Source organism: Mycobacterium sp. 4858 (assembly GCF_900240975.1).
In the GTDB taxonomy this organism is placed as follows: domain Bacteria; phylum Actinomycetota; class Actinomycetes; order Mycobacteriales; family Mycobacteriaceae; genus Mycobacterium.
Window position 1 is genome coordinate 186,728 of record NZ_LT968775.1, and the last position, 24,273, is coordinate 211,000.

Genomic DNA, 24,273 nt, shown 5'->3' on the forward strand with positions numbered 1-24,273 from the left:
GCCTCTCACGGCTGGTGGGGTAGCAGGCGGACCATCAGGCCGTTGGCTTCGCTGAGCAAGGTTCCATCGGCGGCTGTCATAGTAGCGTCAATGAAAACCTTCCGGCCGTCGATACCGGAGATTCGTCCCTGAGCGGTCAGCGGCTCGTCGATCGGGGTGATCTTGCGATAGTCGACGTGCAGATAGGCCGTGCGGGTCGGCCGGATGTCCGCGGTGGACACGACCATGCCGAGCAGCCAGTCGTAGAACAGCGGGATCATGCCGCCGTGCACGGCGTTGTTTCCGCCGATGTGTGCTGTGGTGAAGTGGCCGGCCATGGTTACGCGGTCGGGGCCTGACTCGGTCACCATCCAGGGCGGCATCAAGGGGTGGGCCAACCCGGGCAGGCTCAGCACTCGGCCGGCGACCGACTCGGTCTCCGGGACCTGGTGGCCGTCCAGCAGCGCGCAAGCGCTCTCCAGGTGCATGGTCGCGGCGGCCCAAAGCGCGGGGTCGGGCTTGGTGGACACGGTCAGGTCCTGCAGGCGGCGCAGCGCGGCGACGAATGGACCCAGTTCCTCGGGCGCGTCCTCGACGGGTTTGACGTCGGGGAATCCGCCACGAACACCGGGTGCGGTGTCGGTCATGGCCGCGTCCACACGTCGAGTAATTCGTCGGTGGTGGTGATGGTCGCGAGCAGCGACAGGGTGTTGGCGATGATGGCCTCTCCGTATTCGGTGGGTATGCCGGCGACCGCATCGCGGGGCATGACGACGCGGTAGGCGGCGTTGACGGCGTCCATGACGACGTTGGGGATGGCGATGTTCAGCGACACCCCGACGACGACGATGGTGGACACCCCGAGGTTGCGCAGTATGGCGTCCAGGTCGGTGCCGCCCATAGGCCCGACGCCGTGCCAGCGGCTGAGCACCAGATCGCTTGGCTCCGGTCCCAATTCGGGCAGTACGGCCGCCCCGGGGGTGCCCGGGGTGATGTCGACCTGACCGTGCCCCATGGCGAAGATCTTGGCGTTGTGGTTGGAGCCGAGCCCGTCGGGCCGCCGCTGCACCAAGCAGTGCACGACGCGGACACCGGCCGCCCGGGCCGCCGGCAACAGCCGGACGATATTCGGCAGGGCGACTCGGCGCGCCTCGGTGGCCAGCATCCCCAGGCCGGCGTTCGGGCCGATCACCGCCCCCTGGCACTCCTGCGTGACGATCGCGGTGCGCTCGGGTGCCGCGATCTCGGAGAGTTTCGGTGTCATGCCGGTACTTCGTAGAACTGTTTGGCCCACTTCCGCAGTGCCATATACCCTTTCGCGTCCACCTTGGAGAGCGCCGGATTCTCCACGTACTTCTGGTACCGCCAGATTCGCAGATCGTCGAAGACGGTGGACAGGAATTGCTGTTCGATCACGTCGCGCAGCTTGCCCTGCGGTACCTCGGATGTGTCGCCGGGGACCCGCGGCCACCAGATCGAGTAGAACAGGTCCGAACACTCGTCGTCGACCGGCGTGCAGGTGAAGATCAGCCGATGGTTCTGGGCCCCCTCGAAGACGCTGATCGCTCCGCCCAGGCCGAACAGGTGGCTGTGGAACCGCAGCGCGAGATCGTCGGGGTTGTCGCTGCGTGCGTCCGGCCAGCCCGCGACGAACTGCCACTCGTGGTCGACGATCTTCCAGTCCAGCACCCGCGGCGTCACCGTGGCATGGTGTACGTATTCGAAATGTGCGCTGTCGGGGGCATTCTCCGCGACGATCTGCGGATGCACGGGCTCGTGTTCGGTGCGTCGCGAGAACTCCGGGTACGCGCGGTAATACGCCGTCGGGTCGGTCTCGAATTGCGGAAATTTCCTAAAGATGTCCGGCATGTCCCACTGCGGCTCCTTGCCTTCCGGCTGGTGCCAGATGAACACGCAGTCGTACTGCTCGCACACCGGGTACACCCGCAGCCGCAGCGCGCGGTTGGGCCGGTCGGGTTGATAGGGGATGTACCGGTTGGTGCCGTCCGGGCCCCAGCGCCAGCCGTGGAAGGGGCATTCGACGCAGTCGCCGAGCACTTTGCCGCCGTGGCCGATGTGGGCGCCGAGGTGTTTGCAGTGTGCTTCCAGGACGTGTAGCTCGCCGGACTCGTCCCGGTAGGCGACCAGATCCTCGCCGAAGTACTTCAGCGGCCGCACTTGGCCAACCGGGAATTCGGGCGACCACCCGACCATGAACCACCCGGTGACCTTCCAGGTGAAGGGCACTTTCACGCCGGTGCCTCCGATTGCCAGATACTAAGTGGATTACAGTATAGATTTCAGCAGTCCGGCCCGCGCACGGCAAGGAGCGAAATGACACAGGGCATCGCGCTCGTCGCGCCGACGGCGCTGGGCGCGGCCGACGGATATACCGGTTCAAAGCCGGCGTAGGGGAATGGCATGTCGAAGGTGACGCGCGGGCTGGGGCTGGTCAGGGAGGCGACCCGTGAGCTCGCCATGTTGTTGCCCCGGACGGTGGCCGGGCTGAACGAATCGACCGGCTGGACTCCGGTGTCACCGCGTGGCGTGCGACAGTTCGGCGAGGTCATCCTGGACGAGCTTGTGCTGAGCGGCTTTTCGCTGCTGGGTGGGAGCCCGGCGGAAATGCGGCCCCTCGTTGGTTGCATGGCCGCGGCAGAGGAGTTGTCCGCTCTGGGCATCGACCGTGCGCACGGGGACCCGATGCCGCTGCGCGCGACCTCGGTGCGGCGGCGCCGCGTCGGCAACCTGGCGTACGAGCGGATGGCGTTCGAGCACGATCCGGCGTTGCCGCAAACCCTGCAAGCCGAGGGACTCGGCGGACCGGCGAGGGCTGTGGTGCACCTGTGCCGGCACCGCGACGGCCCGAGACCCTGGCTCATCTGGGTGCACGGCGCCGGCCAGGGCGGCACCGAAGACCTGTTGTTGAGCCGGATCGGCCGAATACATCACCAGCTCGGCTTCAACGTTGCGCTGCCGGTGCAGCCCGGCCACGGCTGCCGGCGCCGCGAATGGCCCGCGTACCCGGACATGGATCCGTTGGGCAACGTCGCGGGCATGATGCGCGCTGTGTCGGAGGTCCGAGCGGTGGTGCGGTGGGCACAACCTCAAGCGAGCACGGTTGTGGTAGCCGGGATTTCCATGGGGACTCCGGTCGCGGCGTTGGTGTCCCACCTGGAGAGGCAGGTCGACGCGGTCGCGCTGTACACGCCGATCCTGGGGCTGAACGCGATGATCGCCCGCCACCTGGGCCGCTGGGGATCGTCCCAGGACGACTTTCGCGACCTGTTGACATCCCCGGAGGTGGCGAAACTGACGTCGGTAATCGATCCGCTGCGAGTCGATCCGGCACCGCCGCCGCATCGCCGGCTCATCGTCGGCGCCTGGCACGACCGGATGGCCATGCGCGATCCCGCGGTCGCGTTGCAGGAGCGTTGGGGTGGCGAACTGTTCTGGTATGACGGCAGCCACGTCGGGCACGTCTTCTCCCGGCGAGTGCAGAAAGTGACCGATCGGTTCCTGCGCGAGGTCGCCGGCTGATGGCCACCGCACGCACGGCCCGTGAGGTCGTCGAGCTCTACAACCTGGTGGTCTGGAACGAGCGCGACCTGACCCTGGCCGAGGAGCTGTTCGCCGACACCGTGATCCGGCACGAGGTGGGGGAGGCGCACACTCTCACCCGCCAACAGGCGGTCAACCGGATCGAGGACGTCTGGGCGATACTCGACACATTGCGCTTCGATCTGAACATCGTCGTGGCCGGGGACGACGGCGAGCACGTCGCGATCGTCTACGACTCGTCGATGACCGCCAAGGGCGGCACCGAAACCAACGTCGCCAGCATCGAGGTGTTCCGCGTCGTCGATGGGAAGATCGCCGAAGTCTGGAATTGCGGCTACAAACAAGGAGTTTGGAGTTGAGCGATCGCACGCTTGATGAGTTGGGGTACTACCTGCTGGCCGGTGCCGGTGGAGAAGGCCCGGCGGCGTTGATGGACGAGGCCCGCCGCGGCGAGGAGCTCGGCATGGGCACCGCCTTCATCTCCGAGCGCTGGAACGTCAAGGAGGCGTCGTCCCTCGTCGGCGCCGCGTGCGCGGTGACGAACAGGATGCAGATCGCTACCGCGGCAACCAATCACAACACCCGCCACCCGCTGATCACCGGGTCGTGGGCCACCACCATGCACCGGCTCTCCGGCGGGCGCTTCACGCTCGGTATCGGCCGCGGGATCGCGGCGATCTACGGCGCGTTCGGCATACCGGCGGTCACCACCGCGCAGATGGAAGACTGGGCACAGGTCATGCGCCGCCTGTGGCGCGGGGAGCTGATCTTCAACCACGACGGGCCCATGGGCAAATACCCGATCCTGTTCCTCGACTCGGACTTCGACGAGGACATCCGGTTGGCGCTGGTGGCTTTCGGGCCCAATACCCTGGAACTCGGGGGCCGGGTCTTCGACGACGTCATCCTGCACACCTACTTCACCCCCGAGACGCTGCGGCGCTGCGTCAAGACCGTCAAGTCCGCGGCTGAGAAGGCCGGCCGCGACCCGGACAGCGTCCGGGTGTGGTCGTGCTTCGCCACGGTCGGTGACCACCTCCCCGAGGGGCTTCGGCTGAAGAAGACGGTCGCGCGCCTCGCCACCTATCTGCAGGGCTACGGCGACCTGATGGTGCGGACGAACGACTGGGATCCCGCTGTGCTGCAACGCTTCCGGGAAGACCCCGTGGTGACCTCGATCGCGGGCGGGATCGACCACAAGGCCACGGCCGAGCAGATCGAGCACATCGCGACGTTGATTCCCGACGAGTGGCTGGAACCGTCGGCCACCGGGTCGGCCCGGCAATGCGCGGGGCGCGTCCGCAAGGAATTCGACTACGGGGCCGACGCGGTGATCATGCACGGCGCGACGCCGGACGAACTGGAGCCCGTCATCGCGGCGTACCGGGCGGGAGCCTAACGCCTCGAGCGTGCGCGTAACGACACGTTGCACCGGCGTGTCGTGAGCAGGCACGCACGTTCGCGCCCAAGGGAACTCGCGCGCTAGGGCAGGATGACGGTCCGGCTGACCGGCTCCGCCACGGCCTGTCTGCTGGACAGGCCGCGAAGCAGTGAACTCAGCAGGGCGTCGCGGGTCTCGCGGGGATCGATGAGTTCGTCGAAGCCCAGATGTTCGGCCGAGCGATAGGACGCCTGCAACTCGGCGTCACGCAGCTTCGCGGTGACGTCCTCACCGGCATGCGTCGCCCGTCCCAACGCCGCCGCGCTCATGGCGCCCATAGTCGCGCCCGGGTACGCGAAGGTCGCGCTCTGGTGATCGAAACCCAACAGCGACATGACCATGGAGCCAAATCCGTATGCCTTGCGCAGCGTGATGTGCAGCTTGACCGTGGTCGCCGTCGTCTGCGCGGCGAACATCCGCGCACCGGCACGCAGCACGCCGCTGCGTTCGGACCGACTGCCGGGCAGCATGCCCGGGTTGTCGGCAAGGAACACGATGGGCAGGTGGAACGAGTCGGCCACCATGATGAAATGCGCCGCCTTGTCCGCCGCGTCGGCATCGATGGAGCCCGCGAGCACATTGGGCTGATTCGCGACGACCGCGACCGGGTGGCCACCGAGATGAGCCAACGCGCAGATGATCGCCTTGCCGTACCGCGGCTGGACCTCGAACCAGTCGGGCCGGTCGAAGACCACGTCGAGCACGGCGCGCATGTCGTAGATGCGGCGGTTGTCGCGGGAGACGATGTTGAGCAGTTCGGGCGTCGCACGTGGCCCGCTGGCCTCGTCCGGCGGCAGCGGTGCCGGGTACGACCACGCGCTCGGCGGGAAGTACGACAGGTACCGGCGAATATCGGCGATCACGGCTTCGTCGTCTTCGGCGACGTTGTGGATCACCCCGCTCGGCAGGGCGGTGACGGGTCCGCCGAGGTCCTCCTTCGAGATCTCTTCTCCGGTGGACTCTTTGACCACCGGCGGTCCGGCGGTGAAGATCGCTCCCTGTCTGCTCATGATCCGGAAGTCGCAGACCGGGGCGACGAGCGCACCGTGTCCGGCCGACGGGCCGAGCACGGCGGCGACGGTCGGTACCCGGCCCGAACACTGCGCCTGGGCGAGCAGGTCGGTCGGGCTCCGGCCGTAATGCCCACCGCCAGGACGAAAACCGGCGCCTTCGAGCAACATCACCAGGGGAACCTTGTCGCGCAGCGCGAGTTCGGCGATGCGGTAGCGCTTGGAGTTACCGCCGGGTCCGATGCTGCCGGCCATGGTGGTGAAGTCCTCCGAGCCCAACATCACCGGCGAACCGTTGATCGATCCGGAGCCGACGACCAGCCCGTCGGCCGCGATGTCGCCGCCGACCAGCGTGCCGATTTCGCGGAAGCTCCCCGGGTCGACCAGGCGGCCGATGCGCGCGCGGGCGTCGAGCTTGCCCTTGCCGCGGTGTTTGTCGAGCCGTTCCGGACCGCCCATCTCCCGCGCTTTCTGACGGCGCCGGTCGAGGTCCTCGAGCGTCTCCTCCCAATCCGGGGGTTTTGTCATGCCTATGTCCTACCTCATGGGAGTTTCGTCTCGCGAGTAGATCTGCGGGGTCACATACTGGATTGCTTACTGTAAAGTTACCCGCATGGCCGACGCCGCCCGCCTCAAGGTCGACGGGGGCATTCCCAATCAGCTGGCGCGGGTGACCGATGCGGCGGTCGCCCTGGAACGCGAGGGATACGACGGCGGCTGGACGGCAGAAACCAGTCATGACCCGTTTCTGCCGCTACTGCTGGCCGCCGAACACACGTCGCGGCTCGAACTCGGCACCAACATCGCGGTGGCTTTCGCCCGCAATCCGATGATCGTCGCCAACATCGGTTGGGACCTACAGGCGTACTCGCAGGGCCGGTTCATCCTCGGTCTGGGCACCCAGATTCAGCCCCACATCGAAAAGCGCTTCAGCATGCCGTGGAGTCATCCCGCCCGTCGCATGCGGGAGTTCGTCGCCGCCCTGCACGCGATCTGGTCCGCGTGGCACGACGACGGCAAGTTGCGTTTCGAGGGAGACTTCTACACCCACAAGATCATGACCCCGATGTTCACACCGGAGCCCCAGCCGTATCCGGCCCCCAAGGTGTTCATCGCCGCGGTGGGCGAAGCGATGACCGAGATGTGCGGCGAGGTGGGCGACGGACACCTCGGTCACCCGATGGTGTCCAGGCGCTACCTCGACGAAGTGACGATGCCGGCGTTGTTGCGGGGCATGCAGCGCGGCGGCCGCGACCGCGCCGACTTCCAGGTGTCGTGCGAGGTGATGGTGGCGACCGGCGAGAACGAAGCGGAGCTGGCGGCGGCGATGACGGCCACCCGAAAGCAGATCGCCTTCTACGGATCCACGCCCGCATACCAGAAAGTGCTTGCGCTGCACGGCTGGGGCGACTTGCACACCGAGTTGAACCTGCTGTCCAAGCAAGGTGAATGGGATGCGATGGGATCGCTGATCGACGACGAAATGCTCGCGGCTTTCGCGGTCGTGGGCCCCGTCGACACGGTCGGCGCCGCCCTGAAAAGTCGTTGTGAGGGCGCGGTCGACCGTGTGCTGCCGATCTTCTACAACGCCACTCATGCCTGTATAACCGCCGCGATGAAGGAGTTTCGCCGATGACCGCAGCCACGATGGATGACGCCGGACGGTTGTTGGCTGACCCCCTGGCGTACACCGACGAGCGGCGACTGCACGCGGCGCTGACTCACCTGCGCGTGAACGCACCGGTGTCGTGGGTCGAGGTGCCGGATTACCGGCCCTTCTGGGCGATCACCAAGCACGCTGACATCATGGACATCGAACGCGAGAACACGCTGTTCACCAACTGGCCCCGCCCCGTCCTGACGACGGCCGAGGGCGACGAGATGCAGGCGGCCGCGGGCGTGCGCACGCTGATCCACCTCGACGATCCACAGCATCGGGTGGTGCGCGCGATCGGGTCCGACTGGTTCCGGCCAAAGGCGATGCGGGCGTTGAGGGTTCGCGTCGACGAGTTGGCCAAGATCTACGTCGACAAGATGATGGCCGCGGGTCCCGAGTGTGACTTCGTCCAGGAAGTGGCGGTCAATTACCCGCTCTACGTGATCATGTCGCTCCTGGGCCTGCCGGAGGCGGATTTCCCCCGGATGCTCAAGTTGACCCAGGAATTATTCGGCAGCGACGACTCCGAATTCAAGCGCGGCGCCACCAACGAGGACCAGCTGCCGGCATTGTTCGACATGTTCCAGTACTTCAACAAGGTGACCGATTCGCGCCGCGAGCACCCGACCGAGGATCTCGCGTCCGCCATCGCCAACGCCCGCGTCGATGGCGAGCCGCTGTCGGACATCGACACGGTGTCGTACTACCTCATCGTCGCCACCGCCGGCCACGACACCACCAGCGCGACCATCTCGGGCGGCCTGCACGCGCTCATCGAAAACCCCGGCCAGCTTGCGCGACTGCGCGACAACCTCGACCTGATGCCACTGGCCACCGAGGAGATGATCCGCTGGGTGACCCCGGTCAAGGAATTCATGCGCACCGCAGCCGAAGACACCACCGTGCGGGGGGTGCCCATCGCGGCCGGCGATTCACTGCTGCTGTCCTACGTGTCGGCCAACCGCGACGAGGAGGTTTTCACCGAGCCGTTCCGCTTCGATGTCGGGCGTGAGCCCAACAAACACCTGGCCTTCGGCTACGGGGTGCACTTCTGCATGGGCGCCGCCCTGGCCCGCATGGAGGTCAACAGCTTCTTCACCGAGCTGTTGCCCAGGCTGAAATCCATTGAGCTGACCGGGGAGCCGGAGTTGGTCGCCACCACATTCGTGGGCGGCCTCAAGCACCTGCCGGTGCGCTACACGCTGGCCTGAGCGGCGGCCGGGCTGAGCAACCCGCTTAGTCAGCGTGTGCGACGATCCCGGTCGGCACCTTCCCCGGGAGGACTGCAACGCACCCCGGTGAGCCGCCTCATCAAGACCCCGGATCGAGGCGCGGACCAGCTGGTCTGGCTGGCCTCCACCACACCAGGCCTCGACTGGTCCCCCGGCGAGTACTACGCGAAGGGCCAAGTCGCCAGGGCGAACCGCGCGGCCGACGATCCCGTGCTCGCGCGCGAGCTGTGGGATCGCACCTTGGCCAAGCTCGCTTAGGCGATCGCGGGATCCAGCCCGAACTGGCCCGCTCCGCGCCTCCCTCGATACCAGCTGGTATCCACTCGATACTAAAGGGTATGCTGTTGGCCATGTCGCCCGTCAAACCGCTTCGCACCCGCCCCACCCGGGGCGAGGTTCGCGACCGAATCCTGGATGCGGCGTCGAAGGTGTTCGCCGCCGAGGGTTTCGCCGGCGCCACCATCGACACGATCGGTCAGGCCGCGGGCTTCACCAAGGGCGCGGTCTATTCCAACTTCGAGTCGAAGGACGAGCTGTTCCTGGCCCTGCTCGACCGCGAGTTCGAGCTGCGCGGCGAGCAGATCGCGGTAGCGCTGGACCGCAGCGACGGCGACACCACCGCGGCCGCGCGCGAGGTGAGCCGGTCGGTGCTCGACTCGGTCCGCGACAATTCCGACTACTACGTGCTGCTCGTCGAGTACTGGCTGCGCGCCCAGCGCGATCCGCAGATTCGGGAACGTCTGATCGAGCGCCGTCGCGCCGCGGCCGACCAGGCGCTGCACATCGTCGAATCGACCGACACCGTGCCGGGCGACCGGCGGCTGACCGACATCGCCCAGCTCGTCGTCACCCTCAACCTGGGCGTCGCGATGGAAGAGGTGCTGCGTCCGGGAACCATCAACCCCGATCTGCTCGCACAACTGATCACCGCACTGCTGGAATCGATTCCGAATTCCGGCGATTAGGGAAAGCCACACCATGGATGCCAAAGACGAACCGGACGACATCGCGCCCGTGATCATCGCCGCCGGATTGGGGGTCGACGGCGAGCACGGGCCGCTGTTCTCGGGGGTCGACCTGGCCCTGACGCCGGGGTTTCACGCGATTCAGATGCCCGGCGGACCCGGCCAGACCGCGCTGTTGCTGACGCTCGCGGGACGTTTCAAACCGAGCCACGGCACGCTGACCGTCCTCGGCGAAACGACCGCGCGCGCGATCCGTCGGCACTGCTCGATCGCGGCCTTCGAAGACATCGACGACCTGGAGGAATCGGTGACCGTGGGGACCGTGCTCGCCGAGCAACGCCGTTGGCTGGCGCCGTGGTATTCATCGGTGCCGCTGCAATCGGGTCCGGCCGAGCTGACCGAGGTCTTCGACGAAATACCCCCACCGTCCCATGACACCTACATCGTTGAATTGTCAGACCTGGAGCTGTTTTTTCTCCGAATCACGCTGGCGTTGCTGTCGAACCGTCCGATCCTGGTGGTCGGCGACCTCGAACAGGTTCGCGACAATTCCCGGCGAGCGATCGCGGTCGACAGGCTCGGCGAGATCGCCAAGCGGCGCACCGTTGTCGTCGGGGTGACCAACCCGCTCGGCACGGACGCGCCCGACCACGAACTACACGATCATCGCATCCTGACCGGAGAGGACTGAAGATGCTGGCTGGACTCGCATTCGGCTCGGAGATCAAACGTTTCGGCCGCAGCCGATTGACGCGCGTGGCCATCATCGTGCTGATGCTGCTGCCGCTGGTGTACGGGGCGCTCTACCTGTGGGCGTTCTGGGATCCCTTCGGCCACACCAACAAGATGCCGGTGGCGCTAGTCAACTCCGACCGTGGCGCTGTCGTGTCCGGGCAGCAATTCAACGCCGGCGCGGAGATCGCCAAGAGTCTGACCGCGGACGGCGGTTTGGACTGGCACGTCGTGGACTTGCCGGAGGCGCGCAACGGAGTCGACCACGGCAAGTACTACTTCATGGTCGAGTTGCCGCCGGACTTCAGCGCGGCGATCGCATCACCGGTGACCGGGCAACCCAAGAAGGCCAACCTGATCGCCGTCTACAACGACGCCAACAACTACATCTCGACGAGTATCGGTCGCACCGCCATCGGCCAGGTGCTCAACGCCGTGTCCAGCCGAATCTCGGGCCAAGCCGTCAATCAGATGCTGTCGGTGGTGGTTTCGTCGGGAGCGGGTATCAAGCAGGCCGCCGACGGTGCCGCTCAACTCGATGACGGCGCCGGTCAGCTGGTGGCCGGTCTAGACACCGCCCGGTCCGGCTCGGCAACGCTTGCCACGGGGGCCAAGCAACTGTCAGACGGAATCAACCAGGCCACGGACCCGCTGCTGGCGGTGAGCAAGGCGGTGTCGGAAATCGGCGGCAGCACGCAGCAACTGCAACAGGGCGCGGCCGCGCTTCAGCAGGCCAACGACCAGATCGGTGCCATCGCCACAGCGCAGGATGCCGCCGCAAACTCGCTTTCATCGGTGATCGATCAGCTCTCCGCGCGACAGGATCCGCTGGCGAACAACCTGCGCGGCATCCAAGATCAGCTCCGGGGTCACCAGTTCACGCCCCAGATTCGCCAGCAGCTCACCGATGCGCAGAACGCCGCGATCGCCTTGACAGCGGGGTTGCGTACCCCGGGCAGTCCGCTCGGGTCGGCGCTCGACCAGGTCGGAAGCAAGGGACAGGAGCTGACGAACAAGCTGACCCAGCTGCGCGACGGAGCCCAGCAGGTTGCCACCGGCAATGCCGAATTGGCCGGCGGCATCGCCAAACTCGACGACGGCGCACGACAACTCAAGACGGGATCGGCCGAGCTGGCGACCAAACTCGCCGACGGGGCCAAGCAGGTGCCCAACTGGACAACCCAGCAAAAGGATGCGGTCGCCGACACCATCGGAGGTCCGGTGCAACTCGAAGCTTCACATGAGAACGCCGCGCCCAACTTCGGCACCGGGATGGCTCCGTTCTTCCTCACCCTCGCCTTGTTCTTTGGTGCCTTGGTGCTGTGGATGGTGCTGCGGCCCTTGCAGAGTCGCGCGATCGCCGCCGAGGTGCTCGCGATCCGCGTGGTGCTCGCCAGCTACCTGCCGGCCGCCGCGATCGCGGTATTCCAAGCCGTCATTCTCTACTGCGTGGTCCGGTTCGCCCTCGGTGTGCACGCCGTGCACCCAGCGGCGATGCTGGGGTTCATGATGCTGATATCCGGCGCGTTCGTGGCCGCGACGCAGGCGATCAACGCACTCGTCGGTGCTGCGGTGGGCCGGGTGCTGATCATGGCTCTGCTTATGTTGCAGTTGGTCAGCGCGGGCGGCATGTATCCCGTAGAAACCACGTCACGGCCCTTCCAGGTTCTGCACCGCTTCGACCCGATGACCTACGGGGTCAACGGGCTCCGCCAGCTCATACTGGGCGGCATCGACGCCAGACTATGGCAGGCGATCATCGTGCTGGTGGGGATAACGGCTGGCGCACTGGCGATCTCCTGCCTGTGCGCACGAAGAGACCGGGTCTGGAATCTGAGCAGGCTGATACCCGCGATCAAGATGTAGGCAAAAGTTCCGCGTCAACAATCGACGTTGCATGATGGTGGACAGGTCTGCAATCGAGAGGAAGCCGATGTTGGGTGTTCACCATGCCGCGATCCGTACGGCCGACGTCGAACGCTCGAAGCAGTTCTGGCGCGACGGCCCCGCACTCGCCGACGGTGTTCATCGAATCACCGCGCCGGCTGCCGGCGGGAAGACAACGCCGACGGCCGTCATCACCCCGCCCGACGGCGTACTGGTCGAGCTGATCGGACCGGCGCAATGACGGCGCTGGTGACCGGAGGCGCGTCCGGGATCGGCCGTGAAGTCGCCGCACGACTGCGCGAAGCGGGCCACGACGTCGTGGTGTGGGACCTCGCCGGCGCCGACATCGCCTGCGATGTCAGCGATCCCGACGCGGTGTCGGCCGTTATGGCGCAAACCGTGCGCGACCACGGCGCGCCCACCCGAGTCGTGACCTGCGCCGGCATCGGCGCCTCGGGCCTGCTGCTCGAACAGTCGCCCGCAGAATGGAACCGGGTGTTGACCGTCAACCTCACGGGCACCTGGCTGACGATCCGCGCCGCGGCGCGGGCGATGATCGACGCCGGGGTGGGCGGCTCGGTCGTTGCCGTCTCCAGCATCAGCGGTACCCTCGCCGACCGCGATATGGGCGCCTACTGCGTGTCCAAGGCGGGGGTGGACATGTTGGTGAAGGTCGCTGCGGCGGAGTGGGGCGGGCACGGCATCCGGGTGAACGCCGTCGGCCCGGGTGTCACGCGGACGCCGATGCTGGCCAAACCCGAACAGCTGCCCGGCTGGGTGGAGGCCCTGTCCGAACGGACCGCATTGGGCGGTTTGGGGGACGCCGTCGACGTGGCCGGCGCGATCGTGGGCGTGCTCGAATTGCCTTGGGTGACCGGCCAAGTCGTGCATGCCGACGGCGGCCTGGCGCTGCACAGCCCCATCGACGCCTACGGCCAATTGCAGCGGGTGATGGGCCGAAAGGGCCTCAGCTGATCCCGAAATCGATGATGCCGCGGACGATCTTGCCGTTGCGAAGGTCGTCGTAGGCGTCGTTGATCTCCTCGAGGCGATAGCGCCGGGTGATCATCTCGTCGAGCTGAAGTTGTCCGGTTTGATAGAGCCGGGCGAGCCGCGAGATGTCCGCCCTCGGATTGCACGAGCCGAATATCGTTCCGGCCAGCGTCTTGTTCATCAGGATGAAGTCCTGCAGATCGATCTTGACCGAGCGGGTCAGCTGGGAGGTCATGCCGGTGAGCACACACGTCCCGCCTTTGCGGGTGAGCTGCAGCGCATCGCGCACATCCTCGGCGGTGATCAGCGACGGTGAGACCACCACGGCGTCGGCCATGACGCCATAGGTCAAGTCCCGCACCAGGTCCTGCACCTCGGCGACCGTGGCGGCGCTGTGGGTCGCGCCGAACTGCAAAGCGGATTTCTGCTTGAATTCCACCGGGTCCACCGCGACGATCTGCGCGGCACCGCTGATCCGCGCACCCTGGATCGCGCCGGTGCCGATCCCGCCAGCTCCGATGACGACGACGGTGTCACCGCCCCGCACGCCGGCGCGATTGGCGGCCGAACCGTAGCCGGTCGGAATGGCGCACGACAGCAACGCGCTCGGAGCCAGCGGCAGCTGCGGCTCGATCTTCACCAGTGAATTCGTCGACACCACAGTGTGTTCGGCGAACGCACCGACCTTCGCCAGATGTCCGAGCGGCCGCCCGTCGGCGGTGTGATGACGGAAGGTGCCGTCGGTGGGCATGCCCGGCGTCAGGGTTAAGGCGCCGACATCGCAGATGTATTCCATGCCCGTCGCACACCACCGGCACTGGCCGCACACCGCGACGAACGACATCACCACGTGGTCTCCGGGGGCGAAGTCCGTTACACCATCGCCGACTTGCCGCACGATGCCCGATCCCTCGTGTCCGCCGATCGTCGGGAACATGGTCGGCAGGCCGAGGGATCGCATCACCTCGTTGGGTGCCGACATGTCACCCTTGAGGATGTGATCGTCGGAGTGGCACAGCCCGGCCGCCGCCATCTCGACCAGGACTTCGCCGGCGCGCGGCGGATCGAGTTCGATTTCCTCGACGGACCAGGGTCCGCCGACGTCGTGTAGGAGCGCTCCCTTAGTTTTCAAGCGGCTTCCTATGCGGCCGGGGAGAAGGTGACCGGAAGCTTGTTGGGGGAGCGGAAGGTCAGCCCGACGATCTTGGACTCCTGGCCGGTTCCGTCGTCGGCCACCAAGGCCAGGTCCTTGACGCGGTCGAACAGGCTGTTCAACATGACGCGCGTCTCGAGCCGGGCCAAGTGCATGCCGAGACACATGTGGATGCCGCCGGCGAAGGCGATGTGTGCTTGGCGCGGCCGGCGGATGTCGAAGGTGTTGGGGTCGGTCCAGCGGGTCTCGTCTCGGTTGGCCGATCCCATGCACATATCGATCTGAGCGTTCGATGGGATTGTCTTGCCGCCGATTTCGACTTCTTCGGTCGTCGTCCGCATGACCATCGTCAGAGGGGTTTCGAAGCGCAGGCCCTCTTCGATCGCCATCGGAATCAGCGACCGGTCGTGGTAGACGAGGGCCAGTTGCTCGGGGTGGGTCAGCAACAGGTACAGCAGGTTGCCCGACGAGCGGTAGGTGGTCTCCAGTCCGGCCGGCAGCAGTAGCCGCAGGAACGCGATGATCGCCTCGTCGCTGAGTTTTTCGCCGTCGATCTCGGCGGTGACCAGGTCGCCGATGATGTCGTTCGTGGGTTTGCGACGCCGCTGTTCGACCTGTTCGAGGAAGTAGCCGTGTAACTCCGCCGCCGCGTTGAGCCCGGCGACGATGTCGGTCGGGATGGAGATGAGATCGAGGGACAGCCGTCGGAAGAAGTCGAGATCTTCGGGGGGCAGCCCGAGCAGGGTGGAGATGATCCGGGTGGGGAATTCGAACGTCACCGCCTTGACCAGGTCGGCGTGGCCGTCGTTCTTGATCTCGTCGACCAATCGATCGCACACCGGTCCGATGACCGACGGCTCCCAGCGTTCCAGCGCGGTGGCGCGGAAGGCCTTGGCCACCAGGTTGCGGTGGTCGTGGTGTTCCTTGCCGCCCATCGCCAGGATGGTGTGTCCCATCACCAAACCGATGGTCTCGTCGTACTTGTGGGAGCTGAAGATGCGGTCGTCACGGAACGCCTGGAACACCGGGTCGTAGCCGAACAGCACCCACTCGTCGTCCGGCCGCAGCTCTTCCGGCATCTGCGAGTGGTCCGCCAGCGCGCCGTGCCAAACCGGGTCCGTGCGCCTCATGTATTCGAAGAACGGATAGGGGCTGGTCTCGCCGGTGAGGTCGAGCGTGGCGGGCTGGTTGGCGGGGTCGGTGCTGAGCGTCATCAGCGCTCCTCCTGAGCAGCCGGTAAGCGGATTGGATACGCCGGGAATATCGCTATCATAGTATAAATAGCAACTAAGCCCAACGGCTTGTCGAGGTTACCGTAACGGGCACAGTATTGATGCTGGTGGCGTCCTGAGGCGGTGAGGTGAATGCCCGAGCGGCGATTTGTGTGTTCGCTGGACGATCTGCCGCCCGGCGGGATGAAGCTGGTCGACGTCGGGAAGTTCGGCGTCGGCGTGTACAACGTGCGCGGCGAGTTGTATGCGATCGTGAATTACTGCTCGCACGAGGGCGCCCCGCTGTGTCTCGGTCTGCTCGGTGGCACCAACGAGTTCGCCCCCGACGAACCCGGCGGGCTGCGCAGGGTACGCGACGGCCAGATCGTCCGATGCCCCTGGCACAACTGGGAATTCGACATCACCACCGGGCAAAACCTCGCCGACCCCACGCGTCGCGTCCGCACCTACCCGGTCGACGTCACCGACGGGGAGGTGTACCTGACCGCATGATCATCGATGCCAACGTGCAACCGCACTTCCGCTACAACGCCGAGATCCGGCGCTATCTCCCGGCCGCGCACCAGTTGCGGTCGATTCCCGACGTCGAACAGCAGTGGTACCAAGCGCCCGGCGGCGACTACCGGCAAGACCTCTACGGGGAGCACTACCCGGGGTCGGACCCCGACACCGTCCGTCGCCACCTGTTGGCACACGGTGTCGACTACGCCATCCTCAACCCGCTGACCCGCGGCAACATCGCCGACTACCTGCTCAACAGCCGCATCTGCGCGGCGATCAACGACTGGTTGCTCGACCGTTGGCTCGAACCCGACTCCGCCGACCGGTTCCGGGGCACCATCCGCGTCAACCCGGAAGACCCCAAGGCAGCCGTCGCGGAGATCGAGCGCCTGGCCGGTCACCCGAAGCTGGTACAGGTGGGCGTTCCGATGCAGTCCCGCGAGCCCTACGGCAAGCCGATGTTCGAGCCGATTTGGGAGGCCGCCGCCGCCCACGGACTGCCGGTGGCGGTACGCATCAACGGCGGCAACGGCGTCGACTACCCGCCCACGTTCGCCGGGCACGCCCACACCTATCCCGGCTACGCGGCGTTCATGCCGCTGAACTACTTCGTGCATTTGGCCACCCTCATCGTCGAGGGCGTGTTCGGCAGGCACCCCGGCCTGAAGTTCGTCTTCGCCGACGGCGGCTACGACATCCTCACCCCGTTGATCTGGCGGCTGGACACCTTCTGGGTGTCGATGCGCGATCAGACGCCGTGGGTCGACCGTTACCCGAGCGAATACCTGCCTGGCCACGTCCGGTTCTGCTCGTCGGCGTTCGACGGACCGACCGACACCGGCGACATGCAGCGCTGGATGGAGTTCAGTGGCAAGTCCGACCTGCTGATGTACGGCTCGGCGTATCCGCATTGGTCGACTTCGGCGCCGGAGGCGATCGCCGACGGGATGGATGGCGCCCAGCGCGAAAAGATGTTGTGGCGCAACGCCAGTGAACTCTACGGGCTCAAGGAGCGTGTGTGATGACGACGATCGAACGGGTCGATTCACCGACCGGTCAAGAGGACGAGATAGCGGTCACCATCGTCGACACCGACGTACACCCGTTGCCGGTGTCGGCCGACGTGCTCAAGTCCTACGCGCCGGCCGAATGGGTGGACAAGATCTGGCCGACGGGCAACGCGGTCAGCCCGGTGCGGCATTTCTACGACACGCCCGACTCGTACAAGACCATGTCGCTGCGGATGGACGCCGCCCCGCCGGGTGGCGGGGTCGCCGGCAGCGACCCCGAGTTCGCCGCCAAGCAGTTGCTGCTCGACGCCGGCGTCAGCATCGCGACGCTGGAGCCGATGTGCGATGCGCAGCTGCCCCAGGCCGAGCATGTGCTCAAGGCGACCTACAACGACTGGCTCGCCGACGTCTGGCTCGACAAGAACAATGGGCACGGCCGCTGGCGCGGATCGATCAGCGTCAGCGCGCAGACCCCCGAGCAGGCGGCGCGCGAGGTCGAACGGTGGGCGGGCCACCCCTACATGGCCCAGGTGCTGATGACACCGCAGACCCGTGGGATCCCCTTCGGGAACCCCCATTTCGACCCGCTCTACCAAGCCGCGGCGCGCAACGGCTTCCCGGTGGCCACCCACCTGATGGGTCAGACGCCGTTCGAGCTGATCCCGCTGTATCCCGTTGGCAACCCCGCACACTGGCACGACTTCTTCGCGTCCTGGCCACTGCTGTACGTCTCGCATCTGATGAGCCTGGTGTTCGACGGCGCTTTCGACCGCCACCCCGAGCTGCGGGTGGTGTTCGTCGAAGGTGGCTTCACGTGGGCGATGCCTGTGATGTCGCGGATGGACCGCATCTGGGAGGCTCGCCGCGGCGACCTGCCCCACGTGCGGCGCCGCCCCTCGGAGTATGTGCGCGAACACGTTCGATTCACCACCCAGCCGCTGGAAGACGCCGACACCGTGCACTTCCGCGAGTACCTGGAGATGATGGACCTGGGCGACAACCTGATGTTCTCGACGGACTACCCGCACTGGAGCTACGACTCGCCCACCTATGCGATCAACCGATTCCCGGCCGACCAACGGGAGCGGATCATGCGCGGCAACGCGACCGCGCTCTATGGCCTGCCGGCGACGGTCAAGGCGCTCCCCGGGGAACGGTGAATTCGGCCCGCGCTCGTGCGCAAGCATCTCGTCCTTCACCACACGGAATCGCGGGTCTACCTTGAAGGGGGTTCCGGCGCCGCCCGCGCCGGGGCCGGCGAACCCCCAATCACGCGCCCGGAAGACCAGAAGGTATGACACAGACGAATCTGACGCGGCCGCAGGGCCTTACTCGCATCGACCCCGTGCTCCGGGAGGCTGCCACCGCGCTCGGCGTCGTCGAATTCCGCGCCGAAACCCTGCCCGCCGAACGTGAACACGCCAACCGGCTCGCCGCCGAACGCGCCGCGGCGGCCAACACCGACGGCGTGGCCATCGACACGCGCACCATCGCCGGGCCCGGCGGGCATCAGCTGAACCTCCGCATCTACCGCGGTCCCGATCTCGATCGCGCGGGATTGGGTTCCCCCCTTGTCCTGTACGCCCACGGCGGTGGCTTCGTCACCGGCAACCTGGACACCGACCACGCGCAATGCGCAGAGCTCGCCAGGGAGGCCGGCTGCCTGCTGGTATCGGTCGACTACCGGCTCGCGCCCGAACATCCCTGCCCGGCGGCGTTGGACGACGTCGAGGCCGGTTTCTACTACGCCATCCGCAACTGCGCCGAGCTGAACGTCGACGTCAACCGCATCGCGGTGATGGGCCGGGACGCCGGTGCGGCGCTGGTCGCGGGCCTCAGTCAGCGCATGTTCGACGACGAGGGCCCACAGATCCTGATGCAGATCCTGCACCAGCCGATGCTCGACTCCGACGCCACCCAGTCACGGCGCGAATTCCAGCGCACGCCGGGCCTCAACGGGCCGGCCGTGAGCCGGGCGTGGGGCCATTACCTCGGGCACGCGAGCGCCAGCGGTCAACACGTCCCCGCGCACCGGGCGAACCTCGAGGGCCTGCCGCCCACGTTCGTCAGCTGCGCGGAGATCGATCCGTGCCGCGACGAAGCCATCGACTACGCGAACCGGCTGTTGCACGCCTACGTGCACACCGAATTGCACGTGATCGCAGCCGCATTCAACGGATTCGACTCGCTCGTTCCCGATTGGGTTGTTTCTCAGGAGAACCGGGCCCTACACGCGCGTTCGCTGCGCCGCGTGTTCGCCATGTAGCGACGAACAGCGCTATCGAGGGAACTCCGGTATCTCTTACCGTAGCGCTCGTTGCTACGATCGGAAACGCCGGCGAATTCTCCACGAGAGGCAGCATGACGACACTCGAGTCTCCCGAGAAGACGCTGTTCGCCTCGACGACCCAAGCGTTCCTGGAAAAGGAAGCGCCGCTGCGCCGCGTGCGGGAGTTGCACGCCGCGGGAGTGTCGTTCGATCCGGCTTGGTGGCGGCGCGCCGCGGAGCTCGGCTGGACCGCGCTGTTGGTGCCGGAGGAACTGGGCGGCGGCAGTGTCTCGGACAGCGGCCTGGCGGACCTGGCCATGGTCGCCGAACAACTGGGAAAGACGGTGGCGCCCGGGCCCTTGTATCCGGTCAGCGTCGTGCTGGCCGCACTCGTCGAGTGCGGGGACTGGCAACCGCACACCGGCACCATCGAGGCGCTGATGTCCGGTGAAACGGTGGCGTCGTGGGCGGTTTCGGAACCGGGCCGGGGCTGGGCACCGCTGAGCCCGACGGCCACGGCAACTCCGACCGAATCGGGCTTCCGCATCGACGGCACCAAGGACCGGGTCGAGGCCGGCGCGCAGAGCGCGGTGCTGCTGGTGGTGGCACGCTGCGAGGACGAGATCTGCCAGTTCCTGGTCCCCACGGATGCGCCGGGAGTCACCATCGAACCCCAGCAGTCGGTCGACCTGGTCAAGCACTACGCCCGGGTGCGTTTCGACGGTGTCGTGGTGGAGTCGTCGGCGGCCGTCGGCGCGCCCGCCGACACCTCCGCGCTGATCGACCGTCTGGGCCACATCGCCCAGATCCTGCAGTGCGCAGAGGTGGTCGGCATCCTGCAGACGGTGTTCGACCTGACCGTCCGGTGGGCCCTGGACCGCCACACCTTCGGGCGGCCGCTCGCCTCCTACCAGGCCCTCAAGCACAGGTTCGCCGACATGAAGCTGTGGCTGGAAGCCTGCCGCGCGACCACGGCCGCCGCGATCGCCGACGTTGCCGCGAACTCGCCGGGGGCGGGCCTGGCCGCGAGTGTCGCCAAGTCCTACGTGGGTGAGATGGCCGGCCGGATCGTGCAGGACTGCGTGCAGATGCACGGGGGCATCGGCGTCACCTGGGAGCACGACCTGCACCTGTACCTGCGCCGAATCACGTTGTACCGCTCGATGTTCGGGACGCCCGAGGAACACAATCTGCGCGTCTACGAATACGAGAAGGCCGGACGTTCGAACAGATGACGCCGACCGAATCCGTCGCCGAGTTCGCGGCCCGGGCCAGGGCATGGCTCGCGGACAACATGCCCTCCATCGACCCGGAGTCGCCGCCGCCCGCCCCGCGCGACGACGAACGATCCTGGCGGAGGGCCCGAGAACTGCAAAAGCGGCTCTACGAAGGCGGATTCGCCGGGATCTGTTTCCCGCGCGAGTACGGTGGCCTCGGCCTGGACTACGAGTACCAGAAGGCTTTCGACGCCGAGTCCCTGGCTTACGAAATGCCGCTGATCCTCAACACCCCGACCTTCACCATCTGCTGCGCCACCCTGCTCGATACCGGTAGCGAGGAGCAGAAAAGGCAGCACATCGGTGCGGCCCTGCGCGGCGACGAGGTGCTGGTGCAGTTGCTCTCCGAGCCGAGCGGCGGATCCGACCTGGCCGGTGTCATCACCCGTGCCGAGCGGCGTGGCGATCGCTGGGTGCTCAACGGGGCCAAGACGTGGAGCACCAGCGCGTTCGCCGCCGACTACGGATTGTGTCTGGCGCGGACTGACTGGGATGTGCCCAAGCACGAGGGCCTGACCATGTTCCTGGTGCCCATCGCTCATCCGGGAATCACCTTGCGGCGCATCACCATGCTGAGCGGTTCCACCGAGTTCTGCGAGGAGTTTCTGGACGGGGTGGACGTCGGCGATGACGCCGTCGTGGGTGAGGTGAACGACGGCTGGGCGGTCGCGTCGCGGCAGCTATACCACGAGCGGCGGGCGGTGGGGCAGGGGTCCGAGTTCGCCAGTGGTAGCGGCAGCGAGGGCGGCAACGCGAATCCCGTTGACTATGTGAGCCTTATCGAGAAGACCGGACAGGCCGGTAACGAACGCGTGCAGCAGCTGGCCGGCCGCGCACTGGTTCAGCGCGCGGTGGCCGAGCAGCTGATCGGTCACGTGTACCGCAGCGTCCGAGACGGCACGCTGCCGCCGGCCGCCGGGACGCTGATCCGGTTGTTCCACGCCGAGACCGTGTTCGTGGATGTCGACACCTCGATGGCGATCGCGGGAAGTGCCGGCGTGGTCGGGGAACCCGGTGACGGCCTGGAAACCGGGCTGCGCTACCTGTCCCGCCAGACTGTCGCGATGGGCGGCGGCACAACGGAGATGGCGCGCAACGTCATCGGTGAGCGGGTGCTGGGCTTCCCGAGGGAATACGCGGCCGACCGGGGGGTGCCGTTCAAGCAGGTGCGGCACGGCCAGCGGTCTGACCGCCCCTAGCCTTCCGCGACCAGATTCTCGGTGAGACCCCCGACGACCGGGAGTTGTACCAGCGACAGAACATGGTGCGCCGGACTTCCGGGCGGGGCGATCAGCGCGTACTCACTGCCGTGTCGTTGTGCTCGTTCGCGGCCGGCGGCCAGCGCGCTCACGCCCGCCGAGCCGAGCTGGGTGACGTTGCTGAGGTCGATCGTCAGCGGCGCGACACCGGAACGGCTTTCGACGGCGATCTGACGGTCCAGCGTGGACGCGCTGGAGGAGTCGACGTCGCCGCTGACGACGATGCGGCCGGGTTCGGCGACCACCGACTCGAATTCGGAGTTGATCGAGCGGTGCTGATCCACCCGGTTGAGGAGCGTGTCGGTGACGAAATTGGCCGGCCGCGACAGGCAGTGCGTCAACCTGGCGGTTGTCCCATCGGGCCCATGGGCGACGTGTGCGCTGGACACCAGGGCCTCAGCCATGGCAAGGCCGCGGCCGCGACCCTGCTCGCCTTCGCGGTGATCCTTCCACTGCCCATGGTCGACGACCGATGCGTACAGATTGCCGTCACCGGCCAGCGACGCCTCGACGACGATGCCGTCGGAAACCTCTGTGGCGTAACCGTGTTCGACCGCGTTCTCGACGAATTCCGAGATCGCGTGCACGATGTCGGAAATGTCGTCGGAGGCGGCGCCGACGTCGGAGAGCCATTGACGCAGGCGGCCGCGCACCGCGCGCGCGGCCTGAATGGTTGCATCCACCGTCATGTGAAGCGGTGGTGGAGGCGTGCGCCGCTGCGCTGCCAGCAGCGTGATGTCGTCGTTGTAACCGGTCGGCCGCAGCAGCAATTCCAATGTCTCCGAGCAGATACGGTCGATGGGACGCGCCGAGGACTCGATGACGAACCCGCCCTGACCGCCGGCGATGGTCGCGGCCAAGTCGGCGAATTCGGCGGTGCTGGCCGCCGGCGGCCGGCCGGGGCGCTCGATCAGGCCGTCGGTGTACAGCATGACCGCGTCGCCCACGTCGAGGAATTCGGTGCGCACCGGAAAACCCGTGCCGCTCCCCAACGGGCCGGCTCCGGACGGCACGAGGTAGCGCGTGTCGGCGTCCGCCCCGACCAGCAGTGGCGGTGGGTGACCGGCGGTGCAGTACTGGAATTCGCCCGTGACGAAGTCGAGCGAGCCCACGCACACGGTGGCCGATCTCGACCCCGGCACATGTTCGTGGAAGCGGTCGACCGCCGCGAGCGCCTCGGCGACCGGGTAACCCGCCAAAATCTGCATCCGCAGCGCGGTGCGCAGTTGCGACATCACCGCGGCCGCCTCGACGCCATGGCCCACGACGTCGCCGACGACGAGAACCAGTCGGTCCCCGAGAGGGATCGCATCGAACCAGTCGCCACCGGCGGCCGTGTCCTCCGCGGCGACGAGGTACTCGGCCGCGACATCGGCGCCGGGAACCACGGGTACCGAGGGTGCCAGCAATGCCTGCTGCATGACGATGGCCGAGTCGCGGACGTTGCGATACCGCTCGGACAACTCCTGCATCCGCGACTCAGCGGCCAGCCGGGCCCGCACCCGGTCGGTCACATCGATGAAGGCGAGCTGCACACCCTCGATCGTGCCGTCGTCGCCGCGTCGCGCCGTGACGATGAAATCGAAGAAGTGTTCCTGCGCCGTCCCCGAGCCCTCGAAGTCGGCCTGCACCCGCCACTCGGTCCCCGACTGTGGCTCGCCCGTCTCGTACACCCGATCGAACATCGGCAGGATCTGCTGGCTCTCCAGCTCGGGATACACCTCGCGCACGAGCAGGCCGATGGTGTCGATCGGCGGACTGAGGGCGCGGTAGGCGGCGTTGACGGCGATGAAGCGGTGGTCGGGGCCTTCGAGGCCAACCAACAGGGCGGGAACGTGATCGAAAACGCGGCGGACGTCGTCGGCCGCACCGACGGTCGCATTCCAGTTCCTTTCGACCGCCATTTGGCTGTCCCTCCTACGGACCCTTTCTCGGACCGAGTTCCGCAAGCTGGTCATAAAGCGCTGTGCACGCGCCAGGCGCAGGCATTAAGAGTATCAATGGCGTCCGGATGCTCGATGCAGCAGTTTCGCGCGTGGCGCGCGGCGGCGCCGCGGCCCGGATTCCGTCCGGCAATTAAATCAGTACGGTTTGTGATTACTCGGCGCGGGTATC

General features: G+C 66.8%; 24 protein-coding genes. 17 read left to right on the forward strand and 7 right to left on the reverse strand.

Annotated features, from left to right (window positions below):
• Window positions 1-5: 5 nt before the first annotated feature.
• The 3 genes from C1737_RS00970 to C1737_RS00980 are packed head-to-tail and all read right to left on the reverse strand — an operon-like array spanning window position 6 to window position 2,232.
• Window positions 6-626 carry a PaaI family thioesterase gene (locus C1737_RS00970; protein WP_102417713.1) on the reverse strand — a complete coding sequence of 207 codons (621 nt, stop codon included), beginning with the start codon at window positions 624-626 and terminating at the stop codon, window positions 6-8.
• Window positions 623-1,243 carry a cysteine hydrolase gene (locus tag C1737_RS00975; RefSeq protein ID WP_102416979.1) on the reverse strand — a complete coding sequence of 207 codons (621 nt, stop codon included), beginning with the start codon at window positions 1,241-1,243 and terminating at the stop codon, window positions 623-625. Before C1737_RS00975 ends, C1737_RS00970 begins: the two co-directional genes overlap by 4 nt.
• Window positions 1,240-2,232 carry a Rieske 2Fe-2S domain-containing protein gene (locus tag C1737_RS00980; RefSeq protein WP_102416980.1) on the reverse strand — a complete coding sequence of 331 codons (993 nt, stop codon included), beginning with the start codon at window positions 2,230-2,232 and terminating at the stop codon, window positions 1,240-1,242. The genes C1737_RS00975 and C1737_RS00980 overlap by 4 nt, the downstream gene beginning before the upstream one ends.
• A 168-nt stretch (window positions 2,233-2,400) precedes the next feature.
• On the opposite strand from C1737_RS00980, the gene C1737_RS00985 reads away from it, so the two are divergent.
• From C1737_RS00985 to C1737_RS00995, 3 genes are read left to right on the forward strand one after another with little or no spacing between them, the layout of a single operon-like run.
• The gene (locus C1737_RS00985; RefSeq protein ID WP_102416981.1) at window positions 2,401-3,519 is read left to right on the forward strand and encodes a PHB depolymerase family esterase; all 1,119 of its coding nucleotides are present in this window, start codon (window positions 2,401-2,403) and stop codon (window positions 3,517-3,519) included.
• Window positions 3,519-3,899 carry a nuclear transport factor 2 family protein gene (locus C1737_RS00990; RefSeq protein ID WP_067922353.1) on the forward strand — a complete coding sequence of 127 codons (381 nt, stop codon included), beginning with the start codon at window positions 3,519-3,521 and terminating at the stop codon, window positions 3,897-3,899. Before C1737_RS00985 ends, C1737_RS00990 begins: the two co-directional genes overlap by 1 nt.
• On the forward strand, window positions 3,896-4,939 hold the full coding sequence (locus tag C1737_RS00995) for a TIGR03857 family LLM class F420-dependent oxidoreductase (protein WP_102417714.1): 1,044 nt from the start codon (window positions 3,896-3,898) through the stop codon (window positions 4,937-4,939). The genes C1737_RS00990 and C1737_RS00995 overlap by 4 nt, the downstream gene beginning before the upstream one ends.
• 83 nt (window positions 4,940-5,022) lie before the next feature.
• Here C1737_RS00995 and C1737_RS01000 read toward each other — a convergent pair whose 3' ends face one another.
• Entirely contained in the window at window positions 5,023-6,519 is a 1,497-nt protein-coding gene (locus C1737_RS01000; RefSeq protein ID WP_102416982.1) for an acyl-CoA carboxylase subunit beta, read from the reverse strand.
• An 85-nt stretch (window positions 6,520-6,604) separates the two neighbouring features.
• On the opposite strand from C1737_RS01000, the gene C1737_RS01005 reads away from it, so the two are divergent.
• The 8 genes from C1737_RS01005 to C1737_RS01040 all read left to right on the forward strand — a co-directional run bounded on the left by C1737_RS01005 (window position 6,605) and on the right by C1737_RS01040 (window position 13,439).
• Window positions 6,605-7,627 carry an LLM class F420-dependent oxidoreductase gene (locus tag C1737_RS01005; RefSeq protein ID WP_102416983.1) on the forward strand — a complete coding sequence of 341 codons (1,023 nt, stop codon included), beginning with the start codon at window positions 6,605-6,607 and terminating at the stop codon, window positions 7,625-7,627.
• An 11-nt stretch (window positions 7,628-7,638) separates the two neighbouring features.
• Complete coding sequence (locus C1737_RS01010; protein WP_102417715.1) at window positions 7,639-8,859, forward strand: cytochrome P450; 1,221 nt, start codon at window positions 7,639-7,641, stop codon at window positions 8,857-8,859.
• Window positions 8,860-8,946: 87 nt separating this feature from the next.
• Entirely contained in the window at window positions 8,947-9,138 is a 192-nt protein-coding gene (locus tag C1737_RS01015; RefSeq protein WP_067922344.1) for a hypothetical protein, read from the forward strand.
• An 80-nt stretch (window positions 9,139-9,218) separates the two neighbouring features.
• Complete coding sequence (locus C1737_RS01020; protein WP_068097232.1) at window positions 9,219-9,845, forward strand: TetR/AcrR family transcriptional regulator; 627 nt, start codon at window positions 9,219-9,221, stop codon at window positions 9,843-9,845.
• Window positions 9,846-9,858: 13 nt separating this feature from the next.
• On the forward strand, window positions 9,859-10,536 hold the full coding sequence (locus C1737_RS01025) for a hypothetical protein (protein ID WP_102416984.1): 678 nt from the start codon (window positions 9,859-9,861) through the stop codon (window positions 10,534-10,536).
• Window positions 10,537-10,538: 2 nt separating this feature from the next.
• Window positions 10,539-12,443, forward strand: coding sequence for a YhgE/Pip domain-containing protein (locus C1737_RS01030; RefSeq protein WP_102416985.1), 1,905 nt, complete (start codon window positions 10,539-10,541; stop codon window positions 12,441-12,443).
• 67 nt (window positions 12,444-12,510) lie between these two features.
• A complete protein-coding gene (locus tag C1737_RS01035; protein ID WP_102416986.1) occupies window positions 12,511-12,705 on the forward strand; it encodes a VOC family protein in 195 nt (64 codons plus the stop codon).
• Window positions 12,702-13,439 (forward strand): SDR family NAD(P)-dependent oxidoreductase, encoded by a 738-nt coding sequence (locus C1737_RS01040; protein WP_068097240.1) that lies wholly within the window; start codon window positions 12,702-12,704, stop codon window positions 13,437-13,439. The genes C1737_RS01035 and C1737_RS01040 overlap by 4 nt, the downstream gene beginning before the upstream one ends.
• On the opposite strand, the gene C1737_RS01045 is transcribed toward C1737_RS01040, so the two are convergent.
• Entirely contained in the window at window positions 13,432-14,589 is a 1,158-nt protein-coding gene (locus C1737_RS01045) for a Zn-dependent alcohol dehydrogenase (RefSeq protein WP_102416987.1), read from the reverse strand. The genes C1737_RS01040 and C1737_RS01045 overlap by 8 nt on opposite strands.
• Window positions 14,590-14,597: 8 nt before the next feature.
• Window positions 14,598-15,824 carry a cytochrome P450 gene (locus tag C1737_RS01050; protein WP_068097243.1) on the reverse strand — a complete coding sequence of 409 codons (1,227 nt, stop codon included), beginning with the start codon at window positions 15,822-15,824 and terminating at the stop codon, window positions 14,598-14,600.
• Between the two features lie 150 nt (window positions 15,825-15,974).
• Between C1737_RS01050 and C1737_RS01055 the strand changes: the two genes are divergently transcribed.
• The 6 genes from C1737_RS01055 (at window position 15,975) to C1737_RS01080 (ending at window position 22,098) form a co-directional block, all read left to right on the forward strand.
• Window positions 15,975-16,334, forward strand: coding sequence for a Rieske (2Fe-2S) protein (locus tag C1737_RS01055; protein WP_067925387.1), 360 nt, complete (start codon window positions 15,975-15,977; stop codon window positions 16,332-16,334).
• Entirely contained in the window at window positions 16,331-17,365 is a 1,035-nt protein-coding gene (locus tag C1737_RS01060) for an amidohydrolase family protein (RefSeq protein WP_102416988.1), read from the forward strand. The genes C1737_RS01055 and C1737_RS01060 overlap by 4 nt, the downstream gene beginning before the upstream one ends.
• On the forward strand, window positions 17,365-18,513 hold the full coding sequence (locus C1737_RS01065; RefSeq protein WP_102416989.1) for an amidohydrolase family protein: 1,149 nt from the start codon (window positions 17,365-17,367) through the stop codon (window positions 18,511-18,513). Before C1737_RS01060 ends, C1737_RS01065 begins: the two co-directional genes overlap by 1 nt.
• Before the next feature lie 134 nt (window positions 18,514-18,647).
• Window positions 18,648-19,619, forward strand: coding sequence for an alpha/beta hydrolase (locus tag C1737_RS01070; RefSeq protein ID WP_102416990.1), 972 nt, complete (start codon window positions 18,648-18,650; stop codon window positions 19,617-19,619).
• Between the two features lie 95 nt (window positions 19,620-19,714).
• Window positions 19,715-20,857: an acyl-CoA dehydrogenase family protein gene (locus C1737_RS01075; protein ID WP_068097255.1), complete on the forward strand. Its 1,143-nt coding sequence runs from the start codon at window positions 19,715-19,717 to the stop codon at window positions 20,855-20,857.
• Window positions 20,854-22,098, forward strand: a complete 1,245-nt coding sequence (locus C1737_RS01080) for an acyl-CoA dehydrogenase family protein (protein WP_102416991.1) — start codon at window positions 20,854-20,856, stop codon at window positions 22,096-22,098. Before C1737_RS01075 ends, C1737_RS01080 begins: the two co-directional genes overlap by 4 nt.
• Here the strand turns inward: C1737_RS01080 and C1737_RS01085 are convergent.
• Window positions 22,095-24,062 (reverse strand): SpoIIE family protein phosphatase, encoded by a 1,968-nt coding sequence (locus C1737_RS01085; protein ID WP_067916556.1) that lies wholly within the window; start codon window positions 24,060-24,062, stop codon window positions 22,095-22,097. The two genes, C1737_RS01080 and C1737_RS01085, sit on opposite strands and share 4 nt — an antisense overlap.
• Between the last annotated feature and the right edge of the window lie 211 nt (window positions 24,063-24,273).